Here is a 24,953-nt window from a genome sequence, read left to right on the forward strand (position 1 = left end):
AGGGAGGAAAATACGTGTTTATTAAAAGGCTTTTTTCAATTAGTGCAATTGTTATTTTACTAGTATCATTGATTACCGGCTGTTCTTCTGCGAAGTCATCTGCAAATGGTCCGGTGGAAATTGAGTTTTGGTATGGTCTTGGCGGGAAGCTGGGAAAAGGTGTTGAAAATAGAATAAAAGAATTTAATAAAAGTCAGAATGAAGTAAAGGTTATTGGTGTTGCCCAAGGCTCCTATGATGAAACACTTCAAAAGCTGCAGGCAGCAATCGCCGCTAAAAAAGTACCGGCCGCCGTTCTTCTGAAGAACGACCCAATGAATGCATTTGCAAAAAAAGGGGCTCTTGCACCTCTAACAACATACATAAAAGAGGATGGGGACTTTAATCCCGGAGATTTTATTGATGCCTTTTATCAGCAGGGAACGATTAATGGGGAGCAGTATGCCCTGCCGCTTTACGGAACAACTCAAGTGCTTTATTACCGGAAGGATATGTTTGAAAAAGCCGGAATCGCTCCCGAACAGCTAAAAACGTGGGAATCGCTTTCGGAAGCTGCAAAACAGTTAACAAAGAAAAATGGAAGCAATACTGAAGTGTATGGATGGGAGCCGATGTGGGGTCCTGACAATATGATTGATGCTGCTCTCAGCAATGGGGGGAAATATTTAAATGAGGATGGGAAAAAAGTGGTCATCGATTCTCCTGAATGGGTGCACGCTTGGGGATTTTTTGAAAAAGGAATTCACGAAGATAAATCAATGGCAATTCATCACGATGGTCAGGGCTGGGAGTATTGGTATAAAACGATTGATGATGTAATGCAGGGACGTGCTGCAGGGTATACCGGTTCAAGTGGTGACCAAGGAGATTTGGACTTTTCGATTCTTGCCGCATATCCACAGCCTGGCTGGGAAGGAAAACAAGCTGCACCGCACGCAGGCGCTCATATGGGTGCGATTCCGGCACTAGCTTCGGATAAACAAAAAAAAGCTGCATTTAAATGGCTGAAGTTTTTCACAAATGCCGAAAATACTGCTGATTGGTCCATTAGCTCTGGGTATATTCCGGTAAGAAAATCTGCTGTCGATGTGTCTGCTTATAAAGAGTTCGCCGAAAAAAATCCGCAAATCGCAGTGCCGCTTCAGCAGGCACAAGTGGCTACACCTCCATTTGTCGATCCTACCGGGGGAAAAATCTATGATGCCCTCGTAAAGGCAGCGGATAAGGTTGAAATAGAAGGTATCTCCGCTGAAAAGGCATTACAGGAAGCCCAAAAAGAAGCGCAAAGGGCATTGGATAAAGTTCAAAAATAAAAAGGGATTCGAACCTTGAATGATTCGTATTCACGAAGGTTGCTGGTGTGTAACAGGGACTGGCTTCCTCCGTCTAGCTTTATAAAATCAATGAGGGTCACTATTTCCTAAATAGTGGCCCTTTTTGATTCTATAAACTTCGTAAGGGGGCATGATAATAATGTTGTTAGTTTTGTGTTTCAAAGTGTGAAAGTTCAACAATTATTCACAAATTATTCATATATTTATATTGTTAATAGTGTTTACATCCATTAAACTAAAAGCCATGGGTAGCCGCTTTCATGATGAAGGGGGGATGAAAATGTTACCGATTGAGCGGAGGCAACAGTTGTTAAAATGGTTGAAAGAAGAGGGGGCTTTATCGATTGCTGAAATTAGCAGACGTTTACAAGTATCCGAAATGACGGTGTATAGGGATATTAAACCATTATTAGTAGAAAGAGTAATTATCAAAACTTCAGGGGGCATTTCCTTAGCACCAATTTCAAAGACGTCTGCAAATACCTGTAATTACTGCTTAAAGGAATTAAATAGCCGTCATCCCGTTCAAATCATTACCAATGATTTAAATGTAGAGCAATTATGCTGTCCGCATTGTGGATTATTAAGGTACAAGGACATCGAAAAGGATGTTTCACAAATTATTTGCCGTGATTTCCTACAGAATTCTACCATTAGTGCAAAAATGGCTTATTACCTAATGGACACTGATTTCAACTTGAATTGTTGTCAGCCACAAGTATTAACATTTGAATCTTTAAAACAAGCGGAACAATTTCAAAAAGGATTTGGCGGAGTTGTGATGCGCTTTGAAGAGGCAATAGATGAAATTCCAAAAAGAATGAACGGTGCCGGATGTTGTTCGAGTAAAAAATAAACAATTTTATCCTTGAGGGGAGTGGTAGATTGAAAGTGAAAATAAAATTCAGCATGTTCATGGTTATCGTTTCCCTGTTTCTATTTTTATTTCCGTCTATTTTTTCTGCCCACGCATACATAAAAAAATCGACGCCTTTAGAAAATGAGGTTCTTGAACAAGCGCCAAAAGCAATAATGATTCAATTTGATGAAACCATCCAGCCGGCCTTTAATTCGATTAAAGTTTTCGATTCGGACGGGAAGCGTGTCGATAAGAAAAATGGACGTATTGATCCTAAACAACCTTCAATCCTAAGGAGCGGATTGAAACAGAACCTTCGGGATGGTACGTATCGAATAAAATGGAAGGTTGTTTCAAGCGACGGTCATCCTGTTGAAGGAGTCATCCCCTTTCAAATTGGTGCTGAAGATCAAGGTTCAGCTGTTTTTCAAAAAGAAACAAAGGGCTACACCCCAAAAGCGGATCTTATCATCATCCGCTGGCTGCAATATATCAGTAACGCATGCTATGTCGGGCTTCTCTTTTTTTACATGGTTATTTTGCCCAAAGGATATAGGCAAAATGGTTCCGTAAATAAGTTGTTCTTTAGACTGTTAAGTGCAAGTTTTGGACTTATATTCATTAGCATTCTGTTAAGCCTGCCATTGCAAACAACGATTGAATCTGGACTCCCTTGGAGTGAAGTGTTCAGCTTTCAATTATTTGAAAATGTTTTAACGAATACGGCATTTGGTCAAGCATGGATCTACCAAGCAGCAATCCTGGTAACGCTTGCTCTCATAACTTCTTTTATCGGAATGGCTGAAAGCACTAAAAAGGTCATCCTATGGGCCTGCTTCAGCTTAGGCATTACTTTGTTGCTGACAAAGGCACTAACAAGTCATGCCGCGGCCCAAACCAACCAATTAGTAACGATATCAATGGACTTTCTCCATTTACTGGCTGCATCGATTTGGATAGGAAGTTTAATCGGATTTGTAGCGCTGTTACCTTGGCGTAAAAACGAAGAAACGAAGCAAGAATATCTACAAATGATAAAACGATTCTCTAAATGGGGGATCATCCTTGTCATTCTTTTAACCTTTACGGGTGTGTTTGGCAGTCTATTATATATTCCAAACCTTTCTTCTCTTGTTCAAACGAACTACGGAAAGGTGTTAGTTTGTAAAGTAATTTTGTTCCTGTTCATGCTCATCCTTGCGGCAATAAATTTTATTAAAGGAAAACGACATAGGGAGAAAGGACTGATCGCTTCACTATGGGGCGAGCTTTCCATTGGAGTAGTAATCCTTATTCTTTCCGTTGTTTTAACCAATTTGCCAACTGCCATGCAATCACCTGGGCCATTTAAGGAAACAAAAAAAGTGAACCAGGGTGAACAGGTTACGTTAAGAGTGACGCCCAATATCATTGGGGAAAATTTATTTGAGGTTGTGTTAAAAGACCGTCAAGGGAAGCCAATCAAAGATATTGAACAATTACACCTGACCTTTACCATGCTTGACATGGATATGGGAAAAGAAACGGTCAATTTGAAAAAAGTCGCTGAAGGCAAGTACGAAGTAAAAGGTTTGCATTTTATCATGGTTGGCGACTGGAACGTTCATGTCCATGTGTTGACGAAATCGTTAGAAAGTATCGATACGGATTTTAACGTTTTGGTTGGCAGCCAATAAAAAAACATTCAAGGAGAATTTATATGAAAAAAATGATGGGTAAGATTTCAAAAATATTTATTCCGGCAGTAATCAGTTTATTTTTCTTTTCAAGTATCGCGAGCGCACATGTAACAGTTGTTCCGAAAACATCAGCAACAGGTGCATGGGAAACCTATACATTAAAGGTTCCGGTTGAAAAAGATGTTGCCACAACTAAAGTTACAATAAAGGCACCAGAAGGCGTCGAGGTTATGTCCTATCAACCTGTTCCTGGGTGGACTTATTCTAGTGAAAAAGATGCAAGTGGAAAAGTAAAAACCTTCACATTTGAAGCAACTGGTGATGGGATCCAAGCAGGCCAATTTCAACAATTTGTATTTGTCGCAAAAAACCCTGATAAGGCAACAAAGGCAGCGTGGGATGCTTTTCAATATTACAAAGATGGAAGTGTTGTCGAGTGGACAGGTGATGAAGGTTCTGATTCTCCGCATTCCATTACCGATATTGTGACGGCGACATCGACCGATCATCATGACACAGCAACGACAGAACATGCTGAAAAAACGGATAAGGCTCAACCAACTGAGGTTGAGAAAGAGAATGAAACATCGGTTTCACTGCCACTTATTTTATCAGGTGCAGCTGCATTACTCTCACTTATTGCACTTGTTCTCGCATTCCGTAAAAAATAACTAAAAACTAAAAACGTGGTCTGATTACAGGGGAGCCTTAGGCATCTCCTGTTTTTTTTAGGAAAAAAATACTAAATATTGTCTTAGATACACTCCCAATCTTATTAAATCTCAACTATAATTAGATTAACAGTTTATTTCTAATCAGGGGAAAATAGGGTTTCTAAGTTAACCAATCAAATTAAGCAATAATATCTAAGCCTCAGGTCTTAGCTGAATATAAAACTTGAGATTGTTTCCTTTCCATTGGCAGCCGTTTAGACTATTTTATAGAGGAAATCAGCTTAAGTATGAAATTTACTTTATCCTCCCAATTGAAAATGAATTTTCGCAGGAGGTTTTTTGTTATGAACAGGAAGATCTATGTCCTTTTAACTGACACGGGCACCATTTTTACAAAAATAATCAAGCTTTATACGAAGAAACCCCACAACCATGCTTCTATTGTGATAGATGACCATTTTAACAAGGTTTATAGTTTCGGCAGGAGAAATCCAAGGAATCCTTTCATGGCGGGGTTTGTACAGGAGAACATTCGGGGTGGTTTTTTTAGGAATGCCGATTGCGCCATTTATTGCGTTACCATCACCGAAAAACAATTTCAAAAGATCATCGCTAAAATTAAGGAAATGGAAGAGCATAAGGATGATTACAGATACAATCTGATTGGTTTAATTGCAGTGATGCTAAACATGGAGATCGATCGAAAGAATGCCTTCTTTTGCTCCCACTTTGTTGCAGCTCTTCTTGAAGAGTCAGGGATCCCAATAAAAAAGCAAAAGCCGCTTTCCCTTGTAACTCCACATGATATTAAGGAGTCGGCATCGCTAGAATTAATTTACGAAGGGAATCTGTCAAGCTACGTTCAAAATTATTATCAAGAATATTGCACTGATAGAGTGGAAGTGATCTAAGGAGCCCCTCATTTAAACAGGGGCTTGGTTTTTGACTCATAAGGCGATTCCTCCAGGAGCCGGGCTTTTTTTCTTTTTGATAGTTTCCACTAACACCTTAAATAGTTTTAATGAGCGTTGGAAAACCGGACTTTGTATAAAGGTATAAAGGAATGTGGCGATAAACACAGGGCCCCCTAATAAGAACCCAATCACTAAGACGAAACTTTCAACGATCATCCGCGCTTGGCTTACCGACAACCTAGTTTTATCAGAGATAGAAAGCATAAAACCATCCCTCGGGCCGGCACCAATTCCTGCTGCTACATACATTCCGCCGCCAATGCCAGTAATCACTACCCCAGAAAGGAGAATAAGATAATCCAGCCATGTATTGGTAGCCTTTGGAAGAATATCTACCCAAAGAAAAAAGTCCATGATCGGTCCAATACACAGGGCATTTAAGATGGTTCCTATGCTTATATAGCTTCGGGCAACAAACAAGGAAATGATGATTAAGAAGAGCCCGCAAATCACTCCCCATGTACCAATGGTTAATCCAAAATGCTGATAGAGTGCCACATTTAGGACTTCCCAAGGATGCAATCCAACATATTTAACCTTAACGGCGATGGCATTACCTAAGCCAAAAAAGGTTAACCCCAAAAAGAATAATACATACTGAAAGAGTTTCAACCCGGTGTACCCCCAATTATCCTGTTGATTTTTCTGAATATTAAAACCTATCTACATATCTTAAAATGCACTGTCACTTTTTTCAATAGTTAATTTAAATTATGAAGATGATATGTTTATTCTATAAACAAATTTTTATCATATATTTAAAAAAAGACCTTCACACCTTGAAGGTCTTTTACTTTGACAATGAAAGAGGGATACAACAATGCCAAGTGAATTACAACATGTAGAATTAGATATCCCGATTGAGGTAATTTGGGACTTTATCAGAGACGAAAATAATTGGGCACCACTTGTTCCAGGGTATATTCAACATGAAAAAATAAATGACAGGCAAATCAGTTGGGAATTTAAAAGCGACCTTGTCGTCATGAAAAAAAAGGTCACTCTTGTCATTGATATTAAGGAGTGGAATGAGCCAAATAAGGTATGCTTTGAATTAAAAAGGAAGAACGAAAAGTATATTGGTGAAGGATATTTTGAAGCAAAAGCATTAAATAGAAATAAAACACGGGTTACAGGGTTTCTCGAAATTAATGCAACAGGGCCGATGGGGTCGTTAGCAAATTCACTTTTTAAAAAGGCGATCCAAATAAGGGATGAAGAAGTGGCTGTTGCCATCTCTTCGAAACTGGAGCAATTTAATAGAAAATAAAAAGACCAAGCTGCAAACCATAATAAACTATAGGTTGCAGCTCTTTAAATTAAGCTTATCTTAAGCATTGAATGGTATTTTTAGTCCCAAATCCACTAGCCTAAAAAGAAATGAGGAGTATTTGCTATGTTCACAAAGGTACCTAAAAAAGGACTAAACGCCATTCTTATTGTCACAATGCTCGGAATGCAAACAGGGTGGTACATACCAACTGCATATGCAGAAAGCACTGCCACCGCAGTAGGGCAAGAAACATCAAACCTACTTTCAAAATTAGAAATTGAAGGGATCAAGTTAGATAAGGATTTTTTAGCAGATGTAAATGAATATGCTGCAACGGTGGAAAATAACGTTCAATCTATTAACCTGCTTGTTGAAAGTGGTAATCCGGATTCTTTGATCACGATAAATGGTGCGTCTGTGAAAAATGCAAACCCTAATCCACTATCACTTCAAACTGGTAAGAACGTATTTCTTATTTCTGTTAAGGATAGCAGCCATTCAATAAATACCTACACCCTTTCCATAACAAGAAAGCAAAATGCTAATAATCTTCTGCAAAATATTAAACTCTCAACTGGACAACTATCACCGGCATTTTCTTCTGCCATTACAGAATATACTGTCCCGGTTAAAAATGATACGTCTGCTCTAACAGTATTACCAAGTGCTGTTGATCAAAAAGCAACGGTTGAAGTGAATGGGGTGTTAGCGAAAGCGGAGGGGGTTTTAGTAAAAATTCCAACCGGTAAGTCAGACATCCTTATTAACGTTACGGCGGAGAACGGAATGAAAAAGAGCTATACAATCCATGTAGAACGAGCTGAACCGGCTGCAGTTAATACAGCTATTCCAGCACAGAATACTAGAACGAATTCAGTTCAAACGGCCTCTCAGATGCAAAATTCCAGTGAAGTTCAAAAGACGAGCAAGGCAACACTTTCCGCACTAACGGTTTCTGGTGGGACTTGGGACAGTACCTTTTCTGCTAGTGAGTATACTTACCATGTGGCAGTTTCGAATGATACAAAGACGATTACCATTGAACCAACAGCGAGTTATAACAGCTCCACAATATTAATAGAAGGCAGCACCAGTAAAATAATTCAGTTGGAAGACGATCAGAAAACGATTATTTCTGTTGTCGTTTCAAACGGTGATGATGACCGGAAAACGTATGTATTGGTTTTCGATAGGAAGGAATAACGATGTCATCCTGCTTCAAATAGGAGCAGGATGGTTTTTTATTTGTCCATTTTTGGTCTAAAGTGATAAAGTAAATTTAAATTAGATATTGAACATGTTCCATAAAGAATGTTATATTTATATATAAAAAATTTAGTGAATTTTTTGAATTAAGGGAAGGTGATCATTATGGCAACAGATTTGAAGTTAAATGACAGCAGTCTTCCATTGCGTCGCGATGTAAAATTACTTGGTAAAATGCTAGGAGAGATCCTTGTTAATCATGGTGGTGAGGAACTTTTTGAAAAAGTGGAAAAAATAAGACTTACGTGCAAAACACTAAGGACTCACTTTGACCAAGAGATATATACTGCCTTAAAAGAAGAAATTGCCGGCTTAAGCTCGCCAATGCGGAAACAAGTCATACGGGCGTTTTCAATGTACTTCCATTTGATCAATGCAGCAGAGCAGAACCACCGAATTCGGAGGCGGAGACAATATCAGCTTGAAGATGACACGATCGTTCAACCTGGTTCCATTGAGAGTGCCATTCTAAAACTTAAAGAAAATGATATTACAGACGATGTCATTCAAAACGTCCTACAAACATTGTCTCTTGAATTAGTCATCACCGCTCATCCGACTGAGGCGACAAAACGTTCCATTCTTGAAATACAGCAGCGAATTGCCGTTTTATTAAAGCAGCTTGATCATCCATTACTGTCGAATAGAGAACAAAAAAAGCTAGAAGACAGCTTGTTTAATGAGGTTGCTATTTTGTGGCAAACGGATGAACTGCGCGAACATAAGCCGACCGTGTTGGATGAAGTGCGCAATGGATTGTACTATTTTGATCAAACCCTTTTTGAGGTGTTACCTGAAATTCATCAGGAGGTAGCAGAGTGTCTTGAAAAAAACTATCCAAATACTTCTTGGGAGGTTCCAAACTTCCTTCGCTTCGGTTCATGGATTGGCGGTGACCGTGATGGAAATCCAAATGTTACCCATGATGTAACTTGGGAGACATTAGAGAGACAGCGAAGGCTTGTCTTAAAAAAATATAAAAATGTTTTAGTTGATTTAATGAAACGATACAGTCATTCCACGACAAGGGTTGAGGTCAGTGACGAGCTTCTGTCATTCCTTAAGGAAAAAGAGGAAATATTTTTAACAGAAGAAAAAAAATGGCCAATAAAAACTGAAGTATACCGTCGTGTCTTTGCCCTTATCATTGAAAGAATACGGCAAGTCGGCAAATCTGACTTAGGTTATCAATCAGCTGATGAATTATTAGCCGATTTGTTCATGATTAACAATAGCTTAAAACAGCATCACCCAACGGCACACGAATTAAAAATTATTCAAAAACTAATCCGTCAAGTCCAGCTGTTTGGCTTCCATTTAGCCACACTGGATATCCGTAACCATAGCGGTGAGCATGAGGCAGCAATGACAGAAATCCTGCGCAAAGTCCGCATTGCTGAAAATTATGCAGCCCTCTCTGAAGAGGAAAAGATAAAAATATTACAAACTATTCTCATTGATCCGCGCCCGCTTCTTTTACTTAATGAAGATTATTCAACGGAAACACAGGAAATGATTAAAGTGTTCCAAATGATTAAAGATGCACATGAGGGATTTGGAAAAAGGTCGATTTCTGTTTATCTTGTCAGCATGACGAAATCACCTAGCGACTTGTTAGAGGTTCTTGTTTTAGCAAAAGAAGCCGGAATTTACCGACTTCATGCAGATGGAATGTTAGAAAGTCATTTACATGTGGCACCATTACTGGAAACAATCGATGATTTAACAGCAGGTCCAGCCATTATGGAAACTCTTTTCAACATGCCAGTTTACCGTAATCATTTGCAAATCATGGGGAACCAGCAGGAAATTATGCTTGGTTACTCAGATGGCAGTAAAGATGGCGGGACGTTAACGGCCAACTGGAAGCTGTATAAAGCGCAGATTGAAATTCATGAAATGGCCAAAAGGTATCAGATAGGCCTTAAATTTTTCCATGGCCGCGGGGGATCATTAGGGCGCGGCGGCGGTCCGTTAAATAAAAGCATTCTTTCACAACCGGCGGAAACAATCGGGGATGGTGTTAAAATTACCGAACAAGGTGAAGTTTTGTCTTCACGATACCTGCTTGAGGATATTGCCTATCGAAGTTTAGAACAGGCGACCTCTACCTTGATTCTTGCGGCAGCACATGTTTCCAAAGATGAGGAACAAGGGCCTTTACGTGAACAAGTTTGGGAGGAATCGATTGAGGATATCTCTAGTGCTGCCTTAGCAAAATATCAATCACTTGTATTTGGTGATCCTGATTTCCTTACCTACTTTAATGAAGCCACGCCATTAAAAGAGCTAGGAGATTTGAATATCGGATCAAGACCGATGAGTCGCAAGAATAAAGGGAGATTTGAGGACTTAAGGGCGATTCCATGGGTGTTTGCTTGGACACAAAGCCGCCAGCTTCTTCCTGCATGGTATGCTGCCGGTACCGGTTTAGACAGCTTTGCAGCAAAAAGCGAGCAAAATCTTAAGCTGCTGCAGGAAATGTATCAAAAGTGGCCATTCTTTCAATCAACCATTGATAACCTAAACATGGCATTGATGAAGGCAGATATTACGACGGCAAAAGAATATTTATTGCTTGTTGAAGATAAAACAATTGCCGAAAGGATCTTTGCCAATATTCTTGAAGAGTATGAGAAAACAAAAACAATTCTTCTTAAAATTACCGGCGATAAAGAATTGCTTGATCACACTCCAAACATAAAAGACTCAGTTTACAGACGAAATCCATACGTGGATCCGTTAAACTTTTTACAGGTGAACCTTATTCAAGAGTTACGAAAACAGGACGAGCCAAATGATGAACTCTTAACGGAAGTCCTCCTAACCATTAGCGGCATTTCTGCCGGGTTACGGAATACTGGTTGATAGTCCTATAAAAGCGATAAACCTTTTCAATAAAGGTTTATCGCTTTTTTTAATAGATAGGAAGTTGGAGCGCTCCATTAGCTTTTTCGAGGAGGCCATACGCCGCTGACCAGGGCGCTTGCGCTTTTCTTATACAGCGGTGCATTATAATTTTGAACATTTTGTGAATAAATAAATAATGAATGGGTATTCATTCATTTCTACGCAAAATTCGACAATTTTTGTCCGAACCAACATGGTATATTTTAGCCAGTATAGAAATAAAGGAGTGAATTTAAAAATATGTCACTGCTGGACGAAGCCTAATTCGTATAAACATGCGAAAGATGATTGATTCTGGAGGGGATTATGTATGGCTGTAAAAGAAAATATGGTACAAGAAAAGCATTTAGTTCCGGCGATGATTGATACATTAGCCAATAACGCTGCAAAGGCACTAGGAGAATTTCGCTGTTTCAATCAGGAAATGGTTGATGAAATTGTCAAGCAGATGGCCCTAACAGCACTTGAAAATCATAAATACTTAGCAAAACTAGCAATAGATGAAACAAAAAGAGGAGTTTATGAGGATAAGGTTTTCAAAAATATGTTTGCGACAGAGAGTATCTATAACAACATTAGGGATATAAAAACAGTTGGAGTAATAAGTGAAAATGAGAATGAAGGTATGGTTGAGATGGCCGAGCCAGTAGGTGTAATTGCTGGAATTATCCCAATTACAAATCCAACTTCAACTGTAATCTTTAAATCGTTAATTTCACTTAAAACAAGAAATCCAATTATCTTTGCTTTTCCTCGTTATGCTCAAAAATGTTGCACAATCGCAGCTGAGCTACTAAGGAAAGCTGCTGTCAAAGCCGGTGCTCCCGAGAATTGCATCCAGTGGATTGAAATACCTTCCCATGAAGCATTTCAAACATTGATGAAACATCCGAAGATTTCCCTCATCCTTGCAACAGGAGGGCCTAACCTTGTAACAGCTGCCTACAGTTCAGGAAAACCAGCACTTGGTGTCGGAGCTGGAAATGTTCCTTGCTATATAGAAAGGACAGCCGATATCAAACGAGCTGTCAATGACCTTATCTTATCAAAAACATTTGACAACGGCATGATTTGCGCTTCGGAACAGGCTCTTATAATCGACAAAGAAATTTATGACGAAGTAAGGCAGGAATTAATTGCAAACAACTGTTATTTCCTAAATGAAGAAGAAAGACAAATGGTTGAGCGGATTGCGATCGATCCTAAACACGCTGCACTTAATCCTATGATTGTTGGTTTGCCGGCCCATTTGATTGCAAAAATGGCTGGTGTCAATGTTCCTGTAAATACCAAAATCCTTATTGCTGAGCTAGAGGGAGTAGGCCCGAAATATCCGCTCTCCTGTGAAAAACTAAGCCCGCTTTTAGCCTGCTATAAGGTTAATAGTTTTGCAGAAGGCTTGCAAATTGCTGAGGAAACACTTGAATACGGCGGCCTTGGCCATTCGGCAGCGGTTCATACAGCTGACCAAAATTTAGTTGATCTATTCGCACTACGAATGAAAGCCGGCCGAATTATTGTCAATACACCATCAACCCATGGGGCAATCGGGGATATTTATAACACATCATTACCGTCCTTAACAATTGGATGTGGGACTTACGGAGGGAACTCTGTGTCACAGAATGTCGGTGCAGCAAATTTAATTAATATCAAAAAAGTGGCAAAAAGGAGAAAGATGACCCAATGGTTTAAAGTGCCATCACAAATTTTCTTCGAGCAAAATTCCATCCAAATGCTAGCACAGATTCCAGGCATCTCGAAAGCATTTATTGTCACAAGCGGAAGCTCAATAAAAAATGCCTATGTCGACAAAGTTCTCTATTATCTTAAGAAGAATGGCAGTCATATTCAGTGTGAAGCTTTTTCAGATATTGAACCCGAACCTAGTATTGAAACTGTCATGAAGGGCGCAGAAAGAATGAGAAAGTTCCAGCCGGATTGCATCATTGCCCTTGGCGGTGGTTCCGTCATGGACGCAGCAAAGGCAATGTGGCTATTCTACGAACATCCTGATACCGATTTCCATAGCTTAACGCAAAAATTCTTTGATCCATCTAAGAGAGTAGTGAAATTTCCGGCGCTTCGTGGAAAAGCAAAATTTGTTGCGATTCCAACCACATCCGGAACTGGTTCGGAGGTAACTGCCTTTTCCGTTATAACAGATAAAAAGACTAATATGAAATACCCGCTGGCAGATTTTCAGTTGACACCGGATGTTGCGATTGTTGACCCGCAGTTTGTCATGACTGTTCCTAAACATGTTACTGCAGACACTGGAATGGATGTACTGACACATGCGATTGAGGCGTATGTTTCGGTTTTGGCTAATGATTATACAGACGGATTGGCATTAAAAGCCATCCAGCTTGTCTTTGAGTATTTACCAAGGGCTTACAGGGACGGCAGCGATGAACGGGCACGCGAAAAAATGCACAATGCTTCAACTATTGCAGGAATGGCCTTTGCCAACTCATTCTTAGGAATCAATCATAGCCTTGCCCATGTACTAGGTGCAGAGTTTGCTATCCCACATGGACGAGCAAATGCCATCCTTTTACCGCACGTAATCCGTTATAATGCGGCAAAACCTAATAAATTCATGACATATCCTAAATACGAACATTTTATTGCGGATGTACGCTATGCGGAAATTGCTAAAATGCTTGGACTCCCTGCAAGTTCAATTGAAGAAGGGATTGACAGCTTAATTACGGCAATTATTGCCCTTGCCGGGGAAGTGGATATTCCGATGAGTATCGAAGCAAACGGTGTTAATAAAGAAGAATTTATGAGCAAAGTAGACGAACTTGCTGAACATGCCTTTGACGATCAGGATACGATTGCAAATCCAAAACAGCCATTTATTAGTGAACTAGCTGAAATTTATCGCCAGGCTTATTAGGGTAAGTAAGTTCGCTGCAAACTTTTAAAAATCAGTCACAATTCTTTGGGACTGATACAAAATAGTAAACACAGTAAGCTACTGATTTATAGTAATATTCTTTTTTTGCTATAACTATTTACCTGTTAAAAGGATAGTGGAATAATCGAATCTTTTGTGAACAAACCAGGGATACTTGTCAAAATTCATCGAATTTTGTTGTATTTTGTTATTGCTTGACGTAATATTCCTCTTCTTAAACTTAATATTATGAAAATTGATGAAGTATGTCGAAATTGGCGCATTTACAAAAATCTTTTTTAAAACAATAATTTAAGTGGTTACAACTTCTTCCAAGTTTACTAGTGTGAACGACTCTAGTTTCACTTTATTTATTGAATTGGAAGGGAAAATAAGGAGGGGAAAAATGTGGTTTACCAAAAAAAGCCATGGTTAAAGTTTTATGATCCTAGAATTAGTAAGGATGTATCAATTGAGTACGATTCATTATTTGACCTTTTAAAGCAGGCGGCAAATATTCATAATGACAAGCCTGCATTATCATTTTTTGGAAAATCATGGAGCTATAAAGAAACTAGAATGATATCTGAGTGGTTTTCTGCTTCATTATATCGAGTAGGACTGAAAAAGGGAGATCGGATCGCAATCATGCTCCCTAACTGCCCGCACTATATTTTAAGTTTATTTGCTGCATTTCGATTGGGTGGTATTGCCGTTCAAGTGAATCCAATGTATGTGGAAAGAGAAATTGAATATGTCCTGAACGATTCCGGAGCAGAATACATGGTTGTATTTGAAGCCCTTTATCCCAGAGTAATACAAGTGCAGCCAAAAACATCACTGAAAAAGCTCATTGTCGTTGGGTTTGGAGGAAAGAGAATTCCGCTTGCAGATGGAGATATCTATTTTGAAGACTTTTTGACCCATGATAATGTCATTCCTGAAATTCCAATAGACATCCATGAAGATGTAGCAATTTTACAATACACTGGCGGAACAACAGGAGTATCCAAAGGGGTTATGCTTACCCATCATAATCTATTGGCCAACATTATTCAGGTATGCGATTTTACCTATAATGCAGTTGATGAGAAACCGGAGAACTTTAAAATTGTTAGTGTCCTGCCAATGTTTCATGTTTATGGACTCTCCTGTAATGCACTTTCGGCAATTAGAATTGGCTGTAACCAGCTCATTTTGCCTCGATTCGATGTTAATGAAGTGTTAGAGCTAGTTAAACGGGAGAAACCATTCCAAATGACAGCGGTACCAACAATGATATTCGCATTGAATAGTCATCCGCATTTAGAAGAAAGCAGCATTGGCGATATTTATTATTTGAACAGCGGTGGCGCACCGCTTCCTATTGAACAGGTTAAATCGTTTGAAAAAAGAGTAGGAACTAGATTGTCAGACGGGTACGGACTTTCAGAAACAGCTCCTTCTGCGATTTCCACCCCTCCATTTCTGCCGCGTAAATTAGGTAGTGTTGGGATTCCATTACCGGGAACGGAGGCAAGAATTGTGGAAGAAACCCCCGAAGGCTTTGTAGATGTGCCTGTGGGAGCAGCTGGAGAGTTGATCCTCCGAGGGCCGCAAGTAATGAAAGGATACTGGAAACGTCCTGGAGATACAGAAATGGTGTTGAAAGACGGCTGGCTTTTTACCGGTGATATCGCAAAAATGGATGAAGATGGATACTTTTTTATCTTGGATCGTAAGAAGGATATTATCATTGCCAGCGGCTACAATGTTTACCCTCGCGAGATTGAAGAAGTGTTGTATCAGCATGAAGCGGTGGAGGAAGCCATTGTTATTGGGGTTCCTGACACATACCGCGGAGAAACAGTAAAGGCATTTGTTAAGGTAAAACCGGGTGAAGCTGTAACACCGGAAAAATTAATTGAGTTTGCAAAGGTAAATCTTGCGCCATATAAGGTGCCAAAAGAAATTGAAATACTTGATGAGTTGCCTAAGTCGTCTGTCGGAAAATTATTAAGAAGAATGTTACGCAAGGAGCAAGAAAAAGCTCAAGTATGAAACACACCTCCAGAAAGCACACAAACTTTTGTCCTATTATCTTCAGAACTACTTCATAGAAAATCACCCATTTATTTAATACGAGGTCTTGGAATAGCAAAAAAAATTTTAAAAGGATGCGAGAAAGATGGCTGGGAAAAAGGAAAATGAAAAAAAAGACTTGAAAGAAACCAACACTCACAAAAATGTACCAGAGCTTGAAGCACAGCAGGTAATTGAAGCAACACCGGCAAATGAAACAGTGGAAAATAAGGTAGAAGAACCAGTGCTTGAGGCAAAATCAGAAGCTGAGAAAATCGCTGAAAAAGAAAATGAAGAACAACTTTCAAGTTTAGATATTCTTTGGCGCCATGCGTTTGGTGAACTGGACGAATGGGAGAAGCGCGCCGATTTTCGAGATGAAGTTTTCTTAAAAGAGGCAAATCTTTTTGCAGAAAGTGTTCAGCGGAATCAAGGAAATATGGTTGAACTAGCTGCACAATTTTACCAGGAATTTTCTGCATGGGAAAAAACGGCTAGAGAGGAATTTTTAATGTCCACCACCAGTCTGCAGCACTTTTTCCCGCTTAAGTCTTATGAAGAGATAAATGAGCAGATTGATCAAATTCAAGAAAAGACATTGACAATTCTGGCCACACCGTGTCAAAAGATTGCAAGCAATCTGTCTATGGATAAATATCTTGAGATGATTGACCAATATATTATCCTTCGGAAAAAAGGCAGGCAGCAGTATATAAAAACGGTTAAACAAGCGGGGAACTTAATTTATGAAAATCAGAAGGGCTTTGTTAATCTTTTTGCAAGACAAATTAAAACGTTAATGTTCCCATTAAATAAATACTTGGAAAAAAACGAGGAACTTACAAAATCATAAATTCGAGGAGCGCTGCATCATGTCAAATGAACAATCATTTGATCCATTGTTTGGATTCAGGCAGTTAAGTGGAATGTGGGAAAAACAATTAAATGGACTGTTATACAATCTTACAGACAATAAAGAATTTGTTCGTACAGCGAATTTAGGATTAAATACCTATTCGCGTTATTTGGAACAGGTAAGAAAAAACCAAGAGTTTATTGCGGCATTAATGAATATACCAACTAAGAAGGATGTCGCTAATGCTGCAAAGCTATCCATTCAGGCGGAAGAAAAAATAGATATTTTAGAAGAACAAATTTGGAATTTACAAGAAAGTGTCAGCTCGATTTCGAAAGATAACGTAAGAATGTTCGAAGAGGTCGTTACTATTGTCATGCAAATGAAGAATGAATTTCAAAAAGTATCCCAGGAGATGTCAGAAATTCATAATATTAAAGCTGAACTTTCTGCCTTGAAAAATCTTATTGGAAAAGAGAAGGAACAGCAGAAGAAAGAATCAAAAAAAGTGCAAGATAAAGAATTAGTGCTCACTGGTTCTAACACACCTAAATAACATGGAAGGGAGCGATGGTCATGAGCACTAAGGTTTTAGGAGCGAACCTTTTTTCAAGCTTGAACATAGAAAAAGAAACCAAACGCTTGAATCAACTTTATAAAATTATGACTGAATCGAAGCTAGATATAATACCTACACCTAGAGAATGTGTTTGGAAGAAAAATAAAACAACATTATGGTACCACCCTGCGAAAGTAAAAAAGCATGCAGTTCCAATATTTCTAGTCTACTCTCTATTGAATAAGGTGTATATCCTTGATATTGGTGAAGGGAACAGCGTTGTCGGGGGTCTTACAGAACGTGGTTATGATGTCTATCTCTTGGATTGGGGCTCACCTGGCCTTGAAGATAGTAATATTACACTTGACAATTATATTCTTGATTATTTGGAAAAGGGTATTAAACGTGCACTAAGACATTCGGGAGCAAAAGAAATATCTCTTGCCGGATATTGTTTGGGCGGAACAGTTGCAGCAATCGTGGCTTCAATAACAGACCTGCCAATTAAGAATTTAACGCTTGCTGCAGTTCCTATTGATTTCAGTATTGGGATCGTACCGGATAAGTGGCTGGAAGGTCTTCAAAAAGGGGATCTTAGTTTTGATCAATTTGCTGATGCACATGAAACCATTCCTTCAGAATTTCTTTATTTGATGTTTAGAATGCTATCACCAGTTTATGGAAGTCCTAAAATCAATCTCATTACTCGTGCGCATGACGAGGAATATGTAGAAAAATGGCGACGCATGGACAAATGGACAAAAGACACTGCATCGTTTGCAGGGGCTGCATTCAAGCAGATGTTTAATGATCTCTATAAAGATAACAAACTCCTTAAAGGCGAATTGGTGATTGGCGGTAAGAGAATAGATTTAAAGAATATTACATGCCCGCTATTCGTCTTCTCTTGTTCCCGTGATACCCTAGTGTTAGAGCAACAAAGTCTTCCAGTGATGGACTTAGTTTCTAGTGAGGATAAGACCTATGAAGTTTATGACGGTGGCCATGTATCACTAGCATTAACTGGCGTGTTTGCAGAAATTTGGGACAAATGGCTTTTAACACGTTCAATTGAACAACAAAAAGGACTTGTATAATTATAAGGAATACGAATACATTATTAACGGGAAGATAGATGAGTGAGGGCCCGTTTCTTCCCGTTAATCATACATTTTATGCTGCAGTTTTTTGCTGATTGAGGAACCTTCTTAATAGTTGGTTAAACCGGTCCTTGGCTTCCAGTTTGGCGAGATGACCGGTATTCCTCATAATAATAAATTCTGAGTGTGGAATCAGCTTGTGCATGCATGCCTGAATCCAGACGGGTAAAACAGAGTCATACTGACCACCAATAATAAGGGTAGGAACATTGATCGTTGGTAATAGGGTTCGATTATTGACTTCAAGACACATCTTCAAGGATTCAAGGAAAATTTGATGTTTTGGACGAAAAAAGTGACTAAATACCTCCATCATATCTTTATTCCAGGAGTAAAGTGCCATATGTGCGAGGAATTCTGTTTGTTTTCCTGCTTCTGAAACAGCCTCAAACTTTGCTTTTCGATTCTTAAATAACAAATCCTTAAGCTTCTTCGGGAAAAAGTGGAATGTACTAATTAACAAGAGTGAACGACAGTGGTCGGGAGCCTGACGGTAGATTTCCTGTGCAACGGCTCCGCCCATTGACAGTCCAAGAATGTGAGCGTTTTCAATTTTTAACTCTTTTAACAAACCGATCAAATCAGTGGCAAAGGTTTGAATAGATATATTATCCGTTTTTGTACACTCCCCGTGCCCGCGTAAATCAGGAATAATCAACTCATATTGATCGGCTAATTCAAATTGGTTTTTCCATCCCTCTTTGACTTCACCTAAGCCATGGATTAGCATCAGTGGTTCCCCTTTTCCTAAATGCAGGTAAGGTACTCCTAATTTGCTGATTTTAGTTTTTTCCATTTTACACCACCCTTCCATTTTTATTAAGTTTATAACCAAGTTCACTAAATTGTAAACATTTAAATACTGAATTACTATATATTTATTTTACATATTGCAAATTATTACCTATAGGTGTAAAATACATGTAGGTGAGGTGATGAAGATATGGTAAACCAAGATAATCAATCAGTCAATCCATCAAAAAATTTTGTGCTGCCATTTATTTTATTGCTTCTAAGCAGGGTATCGCTACATGGGTATGAACTTAGCCAAAAGCTTGAGACATTCGGGTTTAAGACCCTTGATCAAGGGAACTTATACAGGATGCTAAGACAGTTGGAAAAGGACGAACTGGTTTCATCAGAATGGGATACAACAGGAAGCGGGCCGGCAAAAAGAAGATATTCTATTACAAAAGCTGGTGTTACATACTTAAAAGGCTACGCCAATCAACTAGAAACATATCAATCAATCCTTGATCAATTTTTTAAGATGTATTCCAGTTTCCTTGAGCTCTATATTCCTTCTTTTCAAAAGAAGGATCCAATAGAGAAAGTAAATAATAGTAGGAGGAGGAAAGACAATGGCTCAGAAGAAAAGTGAAACGGTTTTAGCTGCTGATGAAAAAATGATACCAACAGCAGAGGAATCGATAGCCGTAGGTTCATTTGTATCTACGTTTTGGGACCAATATGAGCAATCACGCGAACGGAGAGAGCAGCTTCGGGAAAACAGAGAGGATGCCTATATTAATGCAGTAAAGGAAGTCATCAAGTTCAACAAGCAATATAGAAATTCCATTGCGAAATTGTATGAGCAGACCAAAAAGACAAATAAGGATATGGTTAGTGAATTGGTGCATCAAATTAATGCCGGTAAAGATGAAATAATAGCAGAAGACATTCATTCAAACGACCGTGATGAGCTTAAAAATCAACTGAAAGAAGTTTCTGGACAATTAGAGAAATTGGCGCTTACACCAATACGATCAATTTTCCATATCGTTGATCAGTTAGAAGATAATTTTGAAAAAAATGCAGAATCAAGTGTAGCCTATTCGCGTGATCGTAGAAATGCTTGGCTAGCGGTTCGTAAGGAATATGTGAAGAAAGCACGAAATGCTCATTTAAACCTCGTAGACCGAGGAAAGAACAGTTTTAAAGAACTAGTAAAAACTCAGTAACCAAAATTGGTTAATAAGGGGCAATAACAGCATTGATTAACATAAGTAACCTTAATAAAAGCTAAACCACAATCTTTTATCAAAATTAAAGATTGTGGTTTTTTTGATTTTACTTAGCATGTGATTTCAGTAAATTTTCAAGATATGCATTAATCTGTATTAGCTCTTGCTCACTCTTTGGTTCTAATTCGTTTTCTCCTCCATTTTCAAAACTTAAATTATATTTTGGAAGAATCGAGCTATCACTTGTCACAGCGTGTGCAAGTAGTTTAACATTCTTTAAACCAATATTACCGTTAGCAGGTGTGTAGGTTTCGATTTCCCCCGGATTTGTAACATATAGGGACAAATTTTTGAAAAGAACCGTATCACCGGAAGTAATAATATTTGTCATAATACCATTTGGGGTTTTAACTAACTTTTTAATCATTAATCCTTTAACCGAAGCATTTTCAAATTTTAGTTCGAGCATTGGACAATCTAATTGATTGTTTCTTTATTGGTTAGATTTACTCCATTGATGGTACCTTCTAATTGATTTGCTTCAATAATAAATCCTATTATTGTAGATTCAACCGCAAAACTATTCATTGTAGGAATAAAAAATCCACTAATTGCAATAATTAATATAATAATAACTCTATAAGGTTTTCTTCTTTGCTTCAAATCTATCACCGTTTTTCTGTAACTATAATAATTGCCTGATTGATAACTGTTTATTCGTCCCTACTCTACCAAACGGCTTCGGACTTTATTGAGGTAATGTTTCTTTGCTTGATGCTATTTCTTTTTCTGCAAATTGATTTTTATTTGAAACTTCTTGGGAATCTACAGCGGCTATTTTAGGGCTCCATGCAATCAACATTGAACCCCCAACAATTCCAAGGATTGTACCGATCAGGAAACCGCCTAAGGCCCCCATAATTGATAAAACAGATGCAAAAATACCCACTATACCAAGCAGAGTAGAAAGCTTAGGCATGAAATATGCCAGGACACCCATTAATAATGTAAGGCCCCCCAATAAAAGGCCAACAACAATCATACTCCCTGGTGCAGCCGCAATTTCATATAGCTGGGCAGGCACAATTAATATGATGATTCCTGATAAAATAGACAAGGTCGCCCCCCAAAAAGGGCGCCTTGCTCTCCAATTCTTAAATCTTTTCCGTTTTGAATTAATAGAGCTCATTTATATCATCCCTTACCTGTTAATCCTGTGATGTATAGGTTATTTAGGAGCATTAATAGGTTCAAATGAAACTTTCATTCCATTAAGAGTTACTGTTTTTTGGAAAAGATACACTGTATCCAGGACACCGTTCTTGATGGTAATGGAATTTGCAGTCTGAGTAAAATGTTCTGCCGCTGCTCCAGCTAGTACCTTAGGATCACTAAGATCTCTATCCCCAACATATTTTTCAGCCATTGTTAGCTCATTAAAAGAAGCATCACCCTGTACCATTGTGGCTTTCTGTTGAAGTCCAGTAATGGTAACTGGTTTATTGGAAGTGATGACAGCATTAATCCCTAAAAAAGGAATAGCTTTTTTAATTGTCAAATTAGTAATTGTAGCATTTTCAATTTCGTTAACAGCGACTGGATTGTTTTGTTTCATCGCACTATCAGCAAGGCTTCCGTAAAGTTTAAATCCTGTACCTGTCATTTCATCAAAGCTGACTTGGAATCCACCCACTAGTGGTACTGCTGCGGCCATGCCTGTTAGTCCAAAAGTCCCTAGAAGTGATCCTAAAAATACAAATCCGCCTAAAAGTGCAAAAACTAACTTCTTCTTGACTGTTTGCCCTCCAATGATTACGGTTTCTGCTGCTAAATTCATTTTCCTTCCTCCTTTTATTTTTTTAAATAGCTGAAGCATTTTCAAAAAGTTGTAAATGCTTACACCATTCGTCACAATTTTATGATAAATTAGTAAGTTTAGAAATCCCTACATTTGTAGGAAGTTTTTCCTACAACTAAATGAGGAAGAACATGAGACGACAAAATATTTAAAAAGGAATAATATAAGCAGGAATTTTGAGAAGTTTAGCTGAATTATCATATAGAAAGTAAACTGTTATAATACAAGAGAATAACAGCCTAGATTTTCAGGGAAGGTGTGTGCAAAATGTCAAAGTCATTAAACCACCATTTAGATAATCTTTTACATGATGCTGTTAAAATGTTAAGCCATTATCAAGATGATCTTTTACATGAATGGAGCCTCATGCTTCAATCTCTTAATAATACGAATAAGAAATCGATTGCGGTGTTTGAATTTATAAGTGAATTTTTAGTAAGGTTTTTGCGGTCTGTCAATCAAGGTCATGGTGATATATATCGGATGTTAAATGAAATTCAGGAGGATTGGTTTGCCCATTTTCAGCGGCGCCCCGAACCGGAAGCACTTATCTTTCATCTGAATTTGTTAGAAAACGCCGCCCATAAGGTTTTAAAATCAAAGATTACGTACTCTTCTAAACTACATCCTTCTGTCCATTATTTATTTTCAAAAATTAGTGAAGTAATGCTTTTTCAATCGGAAAAAGAGAATTATAGTATCTGGAAGGATGCTGTAATCTTATTTAATGAGTGGATTATCCGATCGCAGAATTTTAAGGAGTCGGTTGAGAATATCTGCTTTGGGTTTGGCTATTTTCTCCCCTTTGAACGGTGCGCCCTTTTTAAGTTTACCAATAAGGAAAGTATAGGGGTTGGCTTGTTTGGTCATCATTTAAACACAGAAGAGATTAAAGCCATTGCAGAAAAGATTACCAATATACCAGTGCTGAATGAAAGCCTTGTGAAGTTAAAATCGCAAGGGCATGAAATGAAAAATTTCCAGCCGATTTATATACCTTTTGCAGAACATGACCTTCCAGAAAAGTATGTGAAAAAATTTGAACTTACTTCACTAATTATTGTTCCTATTTATGTCCCGGTGGAGGGGAAAATTATAGGAGGTGTTGTTTTAGATCAAGGCCCAGGCAAACAGTTTACAGTGGATACAAGCTTATTTCCGGCATTGATGAAATTTGGGCAAAGCTCTGGGGAATTGCTATCAAAGTTTATTGAGGCAGATATTAAAAAGCAGAATTTTCAAGATGGTGATTCGATTTCTTTATCACCGAGGGAAACGGAAATTATTAAGCTTTTAGCGGATGGTGCTTCAACTGCGGAGGCGGCGTTAAAGCTTTATTTAAGTGAATTTACAGTACGAGATTACATATCAAATATTATGAAGAGACTTAACGCACAGAATAGAACAGAAGTCGCGGTTAAGGCGATTAGGATGGGAATAATCGACTAGTTCGATGTTGAAATGCTTTATTAATGGTTGTAAATGTGGCATTATTAATTTGTCACATTTTTTTGTGTTTGGGAAAAATAATCTGCGGCAAATAAAGTTAGGAGATATGACTACATGGATTTACTTATGATGATTAAAGCAATTATTTTAGGATTAGTAGAAGGGTTAACAGAGTTCGCACCGGTTTCTTCAACTGGACATATGATAATAGTTGATGATATGTGGCTTAAATCTGAAAGGTTTTTAACTGAGCATGGAGCCAACACGTTTAAAGTGGTCATTCAGCTTGGTTCAATTCTCGCCGTTGTCGTCACCTTTAAAGACCGTTTTATCGATTTGTTAAGTTTAGGACACTTCAATAAGCATAAAGGTGGCAATGGCGGCCGGCTTAAATTAACACAAGTTATTGTTGGGTTAATTCCAGCTGGTGTCCTTGGGGTTCTCTTTAATGATTATATTGACGACCACTTATTTTCCACAGCAACCGTTCTGATTGGCTTGGTGATTGGCGCTGTGTTAATGATTCTTGCCGATGTCATTGGGCCAAAGAATCCCAAAGTAGAAACAGTGGATCAAATTTCTTATGGACAAGCATTAGTGGTTGGTCTTTTTCAATGCTTCTCACTTTGGCCAGGGTTCTCTCGGTCTGGTTCAACTATATCGGGCGGGGTACTGATGGGTATGAGCCATCGAGCTGCAGCTGACTTTACTTTTATCATGGCTGTACCGATTATGGCGGGGGCAAGCTTTCTTTCCCTATTGAAAAACTGGGAATATATGACGATGGATGCGCTGCCGATATTTATTGCAGGGTTTATTAGTGCCTTTATATTTGCCTTACTGTCCATTCGCTTTTTCTTAAAGCTGATAAATAAAATAAAGCTTTTACCCTTTGCAATATATCGTATCGTATTAGCATTAATCATTTATTTGGTTTTCTTATAAATTTTTTGGGCAGTTCCTTTTTAGGGGCTGTCTTTTTTATGCGAAAATTTGTTGGAAGAAATAAACATCATAACATTTGTCCTATATGGGGGTTACTTGGTTTATCCCCGTTAAATGCCCTTTTGGATAAATACCTGTTTTCATGGAGAGAGGAGCCTATACCATCAGGTTAGAATAGAATAATTTAAAATAGGGGATAGATATTCAGCAAATGGAAGGAGGTAGGT

The 24,953-nt window shown here is 38.4% G+C and carries 23 protein-coding genes; 17 read left to right on the forward strand and 6 right to left on the reverse strand.

Annotated elements, in window-relative coordinates:
* The first annotated feature begins 14 nt into the window (after positions 1–14).
* The 5 genes from ACIQXV_RS22050 (at position 15) to ACIQXV_RS22070 (ending at position 5,457) form a co-directional block, all read left to right on the forward strand.
* Positions 15–1,313 carry an ABC transporter substrate-binding protein gene (locus ACIQXV_RS22050; protein ID WP_402962125.1) on the forward strand — a complete coding sequence of 433 codons (1,299 nt, stop codon included), beginning with the start codon at positions 15–17 and terminating at the stop codon, positions 1,311–1,313.
* 301 nt (positions 1,314–1,614) lie between these two features.
* Entirely contained in the window at positions 1,615–2,190 is a 576-nt protein-coding gene (locus tag ACIQXV_RS22055) for a DeoR family transcriptional regulator (protein WP_402962127.1), read from the forward strand.
* Between the two features lie 35 nt (positions 2,191–2,225).
* Entirely contained in the window at positions 2,226–3,869 is a 1,644-nt protein-coding gene (locus tag ACIQXV_RS22060; RefSeq protein WP_402962300.1) for a copper resistance CopC/CopD family protein, read from the forward strand.
* A gap of 23 nt (positions 3,870–3,892) precedes the next feature.
* Positions 3,893–4,543: a YcnI family copper-binding membrane protein gene (locus tag ACIQXV_RS22065; RefSeq protein WP_402962129.1), complete on the forward strand. Its 651-nt coding sequence runs from the start codon at positions 3,893–3,895 to the stop codon at positions 4,541–4,543.
* Between the two features lie 347 nt (positions 4,544–4,890).
* Positions 4,891–5,457, forward strand: a complete 567-nt coding sequence (locus tag ACIQXV_RS22070; RefSeq protein ID WP_402962130.1) for a hypothetical protein — start codon at positions 4,891–4,893, stop codon at positions 5,455–5,457.
* Positions 5,458–5,493: 36 nt separating this feature from the next.
* Here ACIQXV_RS22070 and ACIQXV_RS22075 read toward each other — a convergent pair whose 3' ends face one another.
* The gene (locus ACIQXV_RS22075; RefSeq protein ID WP_402962132.1) at positions 5,494–6,132 is read right to left on the reverse strand and encodes a YczE/YyaS/YitT family protein; all 639 of its coding nucleotides are present in this window, start codon (positions 6,130–6,132) and stop codon (positions 5,494–5,496) included.
* Between the two features lie 208 nt (positions 6,133–6,340).
* Between ACIQXV_RS22075 and ACIQXV_RS22080 the strand changes: the two genes are divergently transcribed.
* The 8 genes from ACIQXV_RS22080 to ACIQXV_RS22115 all read left to right on the forward strand — a co-directional run bounded on the left by ACIQXV_RS22080 (position 6,341) and on the right by ACIQXV_RS22115 (position 18,447).
* Positions 6,341–6,790 (forward strand): SRPBCC family protein, encoded by a 450-nt coding sequence (locus ACIQXV_RS22080; RefSeq protein WP_402962133.1) that lies wholly within the window; start codon positions 6,341–6,343, stop codon positions 6,788–6,790.
* 126 nt (positions 6,791–6,916) lie between these two features.
* Complete coding sequence (locus tag ACIQXV_RS22085) at positions 6,917–7,996, forward strand: cadherin-like beta sandwich domain-containing protein (RefSeq protein WP_402962135.1); 1,080 nt, start codon at positions 6,917–6,919, stop codon at positions 7,994–7,996.
* 168 nt (positions 7,997–8,164) lie between these two features.
* Positions 8,165–10,927: a phosphoenolpyruvate carboxylase gene (ppc, locus tag ACIQXV_RS22090; protein ID WP_402962137.1), complete on the forward strand. Its 2,763-nt coding sequence runs from the start codon at positions 8,165–8,167 to the stop codon at positions 10,925–10,927.
* Positions 10,928–11,279: 352 nt separating this feature from the next.
* Positions 11,280–13,874: a bifunctional acetaldehyde-CoA/alcohol dehydrogenase gene (adhE, locus tag ACIQXV_RS22095; RefSeq protein WP_402962138.1), complete on the forward strand. Its 2,595-nt coding sequence runs from the start codon at positions 11,280–11,282 to the stop codon at positions 13,872–13,874.
* Between the two features lie 408 nt (positions 13,875–14,282).
* Positions 14,283–15,914, forward strand: coding sequence for a long-chain-fatty-acid--CoA ligase (locus ACIQXV_RS22100; protein ID WP_402962140.1), 1,632 nt, complete (start codon positions 14,283–14,285; stop codon positions 15,912–15,914).
* A 127-nt stretch (positions 15,915–16,041) separates the two neighbouring features.
* Entirely contained in the window at positions 16,042–16,788 is a 747-nt protein-coding gene (locus tag ACIQXV_RS22105; protein ID WP_402962142.1) for a hypothetical protein, read from the forward strand.
* Positions 16,789–16,807: 19 nt separating this feature from the next.
* Positions 16,808–17,347, forward strand: coding sequence for a polyhydroxyalkanoate biosynthesis repressor PhaR (locus tag ACIQXV_RS22110; protein ID WP_402962144.1), 540 nt, complete (start codon positions 16,808–16,810; stop codon positions 17,345–17,347).
* A 20-nt stretch (positions 17,348–17,367) separates the two neighbouring features.
* Positions 17,368–18,447, forward strand: coding sequence for an alpha/beta fold hydrolase (locus ACIQXV_RS22115; RefSeq protein ID WP_402962146.1), 1,080 nt, complete (start codon positions 17,368–17,370; stop codon positions 18,445–18,447).
* A gap of 76 nt (positions 18,448–18,523) precedes the next feature.
* Here the strand turns inward: ACIQXV_RS22115 and ACIQXV_RS22120 are convergent, their stop codons facing one another.
* Positions 18,524–19,306 carry an alpha/beta fold hydrolase gene (locus ACIQXV_RS22120; RefSeq protein ID WP_402962147.1) on the reverse strand — a complete coding sequence of 261 codons (783 nt, stop codon included), beginning with the start codon at positions 19,304–19,306 and terminating at the stop codon, positions 18,524–18,526.
* A gap of 147 nt (positions 19,307–19,453) precedes the next feature.
* Between ACIQXV_RS22120 and phaQ the strand changes: the two genes are divergently transcribed.
* Positions 19,454–19,891 (forward strand): poly-beta-hydroxybutyrate-responsive repressor, encoded by a 438-nt coding sequence (phaQ, locus tag ACIQXV_RS22125; protein WP_402962149.1) that lies wholly within the window; start codon positions 19,454–19,456, stop codon positions 19,889–19,891.
* A complete protein-coding gene (locus ACIQXV_RS22130; protein WP_402962150.1) occupies positions 19,872–20,471 on the forward strand; it encodes a hypothetical protein in 600 nt (199 codons plus the stop codon). The genes phaQ and ACIQXV_RS22130 overlap by 20 nt, the downstream gene beginning before the upstream one ends.
* Before the next feature lie 109 nt (positions 20,472–20,580).
* Here ACIQXV_RS22130 and ACIQXV_RS22135 read toward each other — a convergent pair whose 3' ends face one another.
* From ACIQXV_RS22135 to ACIQXV_RS22150, 4 genes are all read right to left on the reverse strand, one after another.
* A complete protein-coding gene (locus tag ACIQXV_RS22135) occupies positions 20,581–20,943 on the reverse strand; it encodes a hypothetical protein (RefSeq protein WP_402962152.1) in 363 nt (120 codons plus the stop codon).
* Positions 20,944–20,951: 8 nt separating this feature from the next.
* Positions 20,952–21,137 (reverse strand): hypothetical protein, encoded by a 186-nt coding sequence (locus ACIQXV_RS22140; RefSeq protein ID WP_402962153.1) that lies wholly within the window; start codon positions 21,135–21,137, stop codon positions 20,952–20,954.
* 85 nt (positions 21,138–21,222) lie between these two features.
* Complete coding sequence (locus ACIQXV_RS22145) at positions 21,223–21,663, reverse strand: DUF6114 domain-containing protein (RefSeq protein ID WP_402962155.1); 441 nt, start codon at positions 21,661–21,663, stop codon at positions 21,223–21,225.
* Between the two features lie 39 nt (positions 21,664–21,702).
* Positions 21,703–22,311: a DUF6230 family protein gene (locus ACIQXV_RS22150; RefSeq protein ID WP_402962157.1), complete on the reverse strand. Its 609-nt coding sequence runs from the start codon at positions 22,309–22,311 to the stop codon at positions 21,703–21,705.
* A gap of 288 nt (positions 22,312–22,599) precedes the next feature.
* On the opposite strand from ACIQXV_RS22150, the gene ACIQXV_RS22155 reads away from it, so the two are divergent.
* Positions 22,600–23,781: a response regulator transcription factor gene (locus ACIQXV_RS22155; RefSeq protein WP_402962158.1), complete on the forward strand. Its 1,182-nt coding sequence runs from the start codon at positions 22,600–22,602 to the stop codon at positions 23,779–23,781.
* 114 nt (positions 23,782–23,895) lie between these two features.
* On the forward strand, positions 23,896–24,726 hold the full coding sequence (locus ACIQXV_RS22160; RefSeq protein ID WP_402962160.1) for an undecaprenyl-diphosphate phosphatase: 831 nt from the start codon (positions 23,896–23,898) through the stop codon (positions 24,724–24,726).
* Positions 24,727–24,953 lie beyond the last annotated feature (227 nt).

The organism is Neobacillus sp. NPDC097160, from assembly GCF_044762155.1.
Taxonomy (GTDB): domain Bacteria; phylum Bacillota; class Bacilli; order Bacillales; family Cytobacillaceae; genus Neobacillus.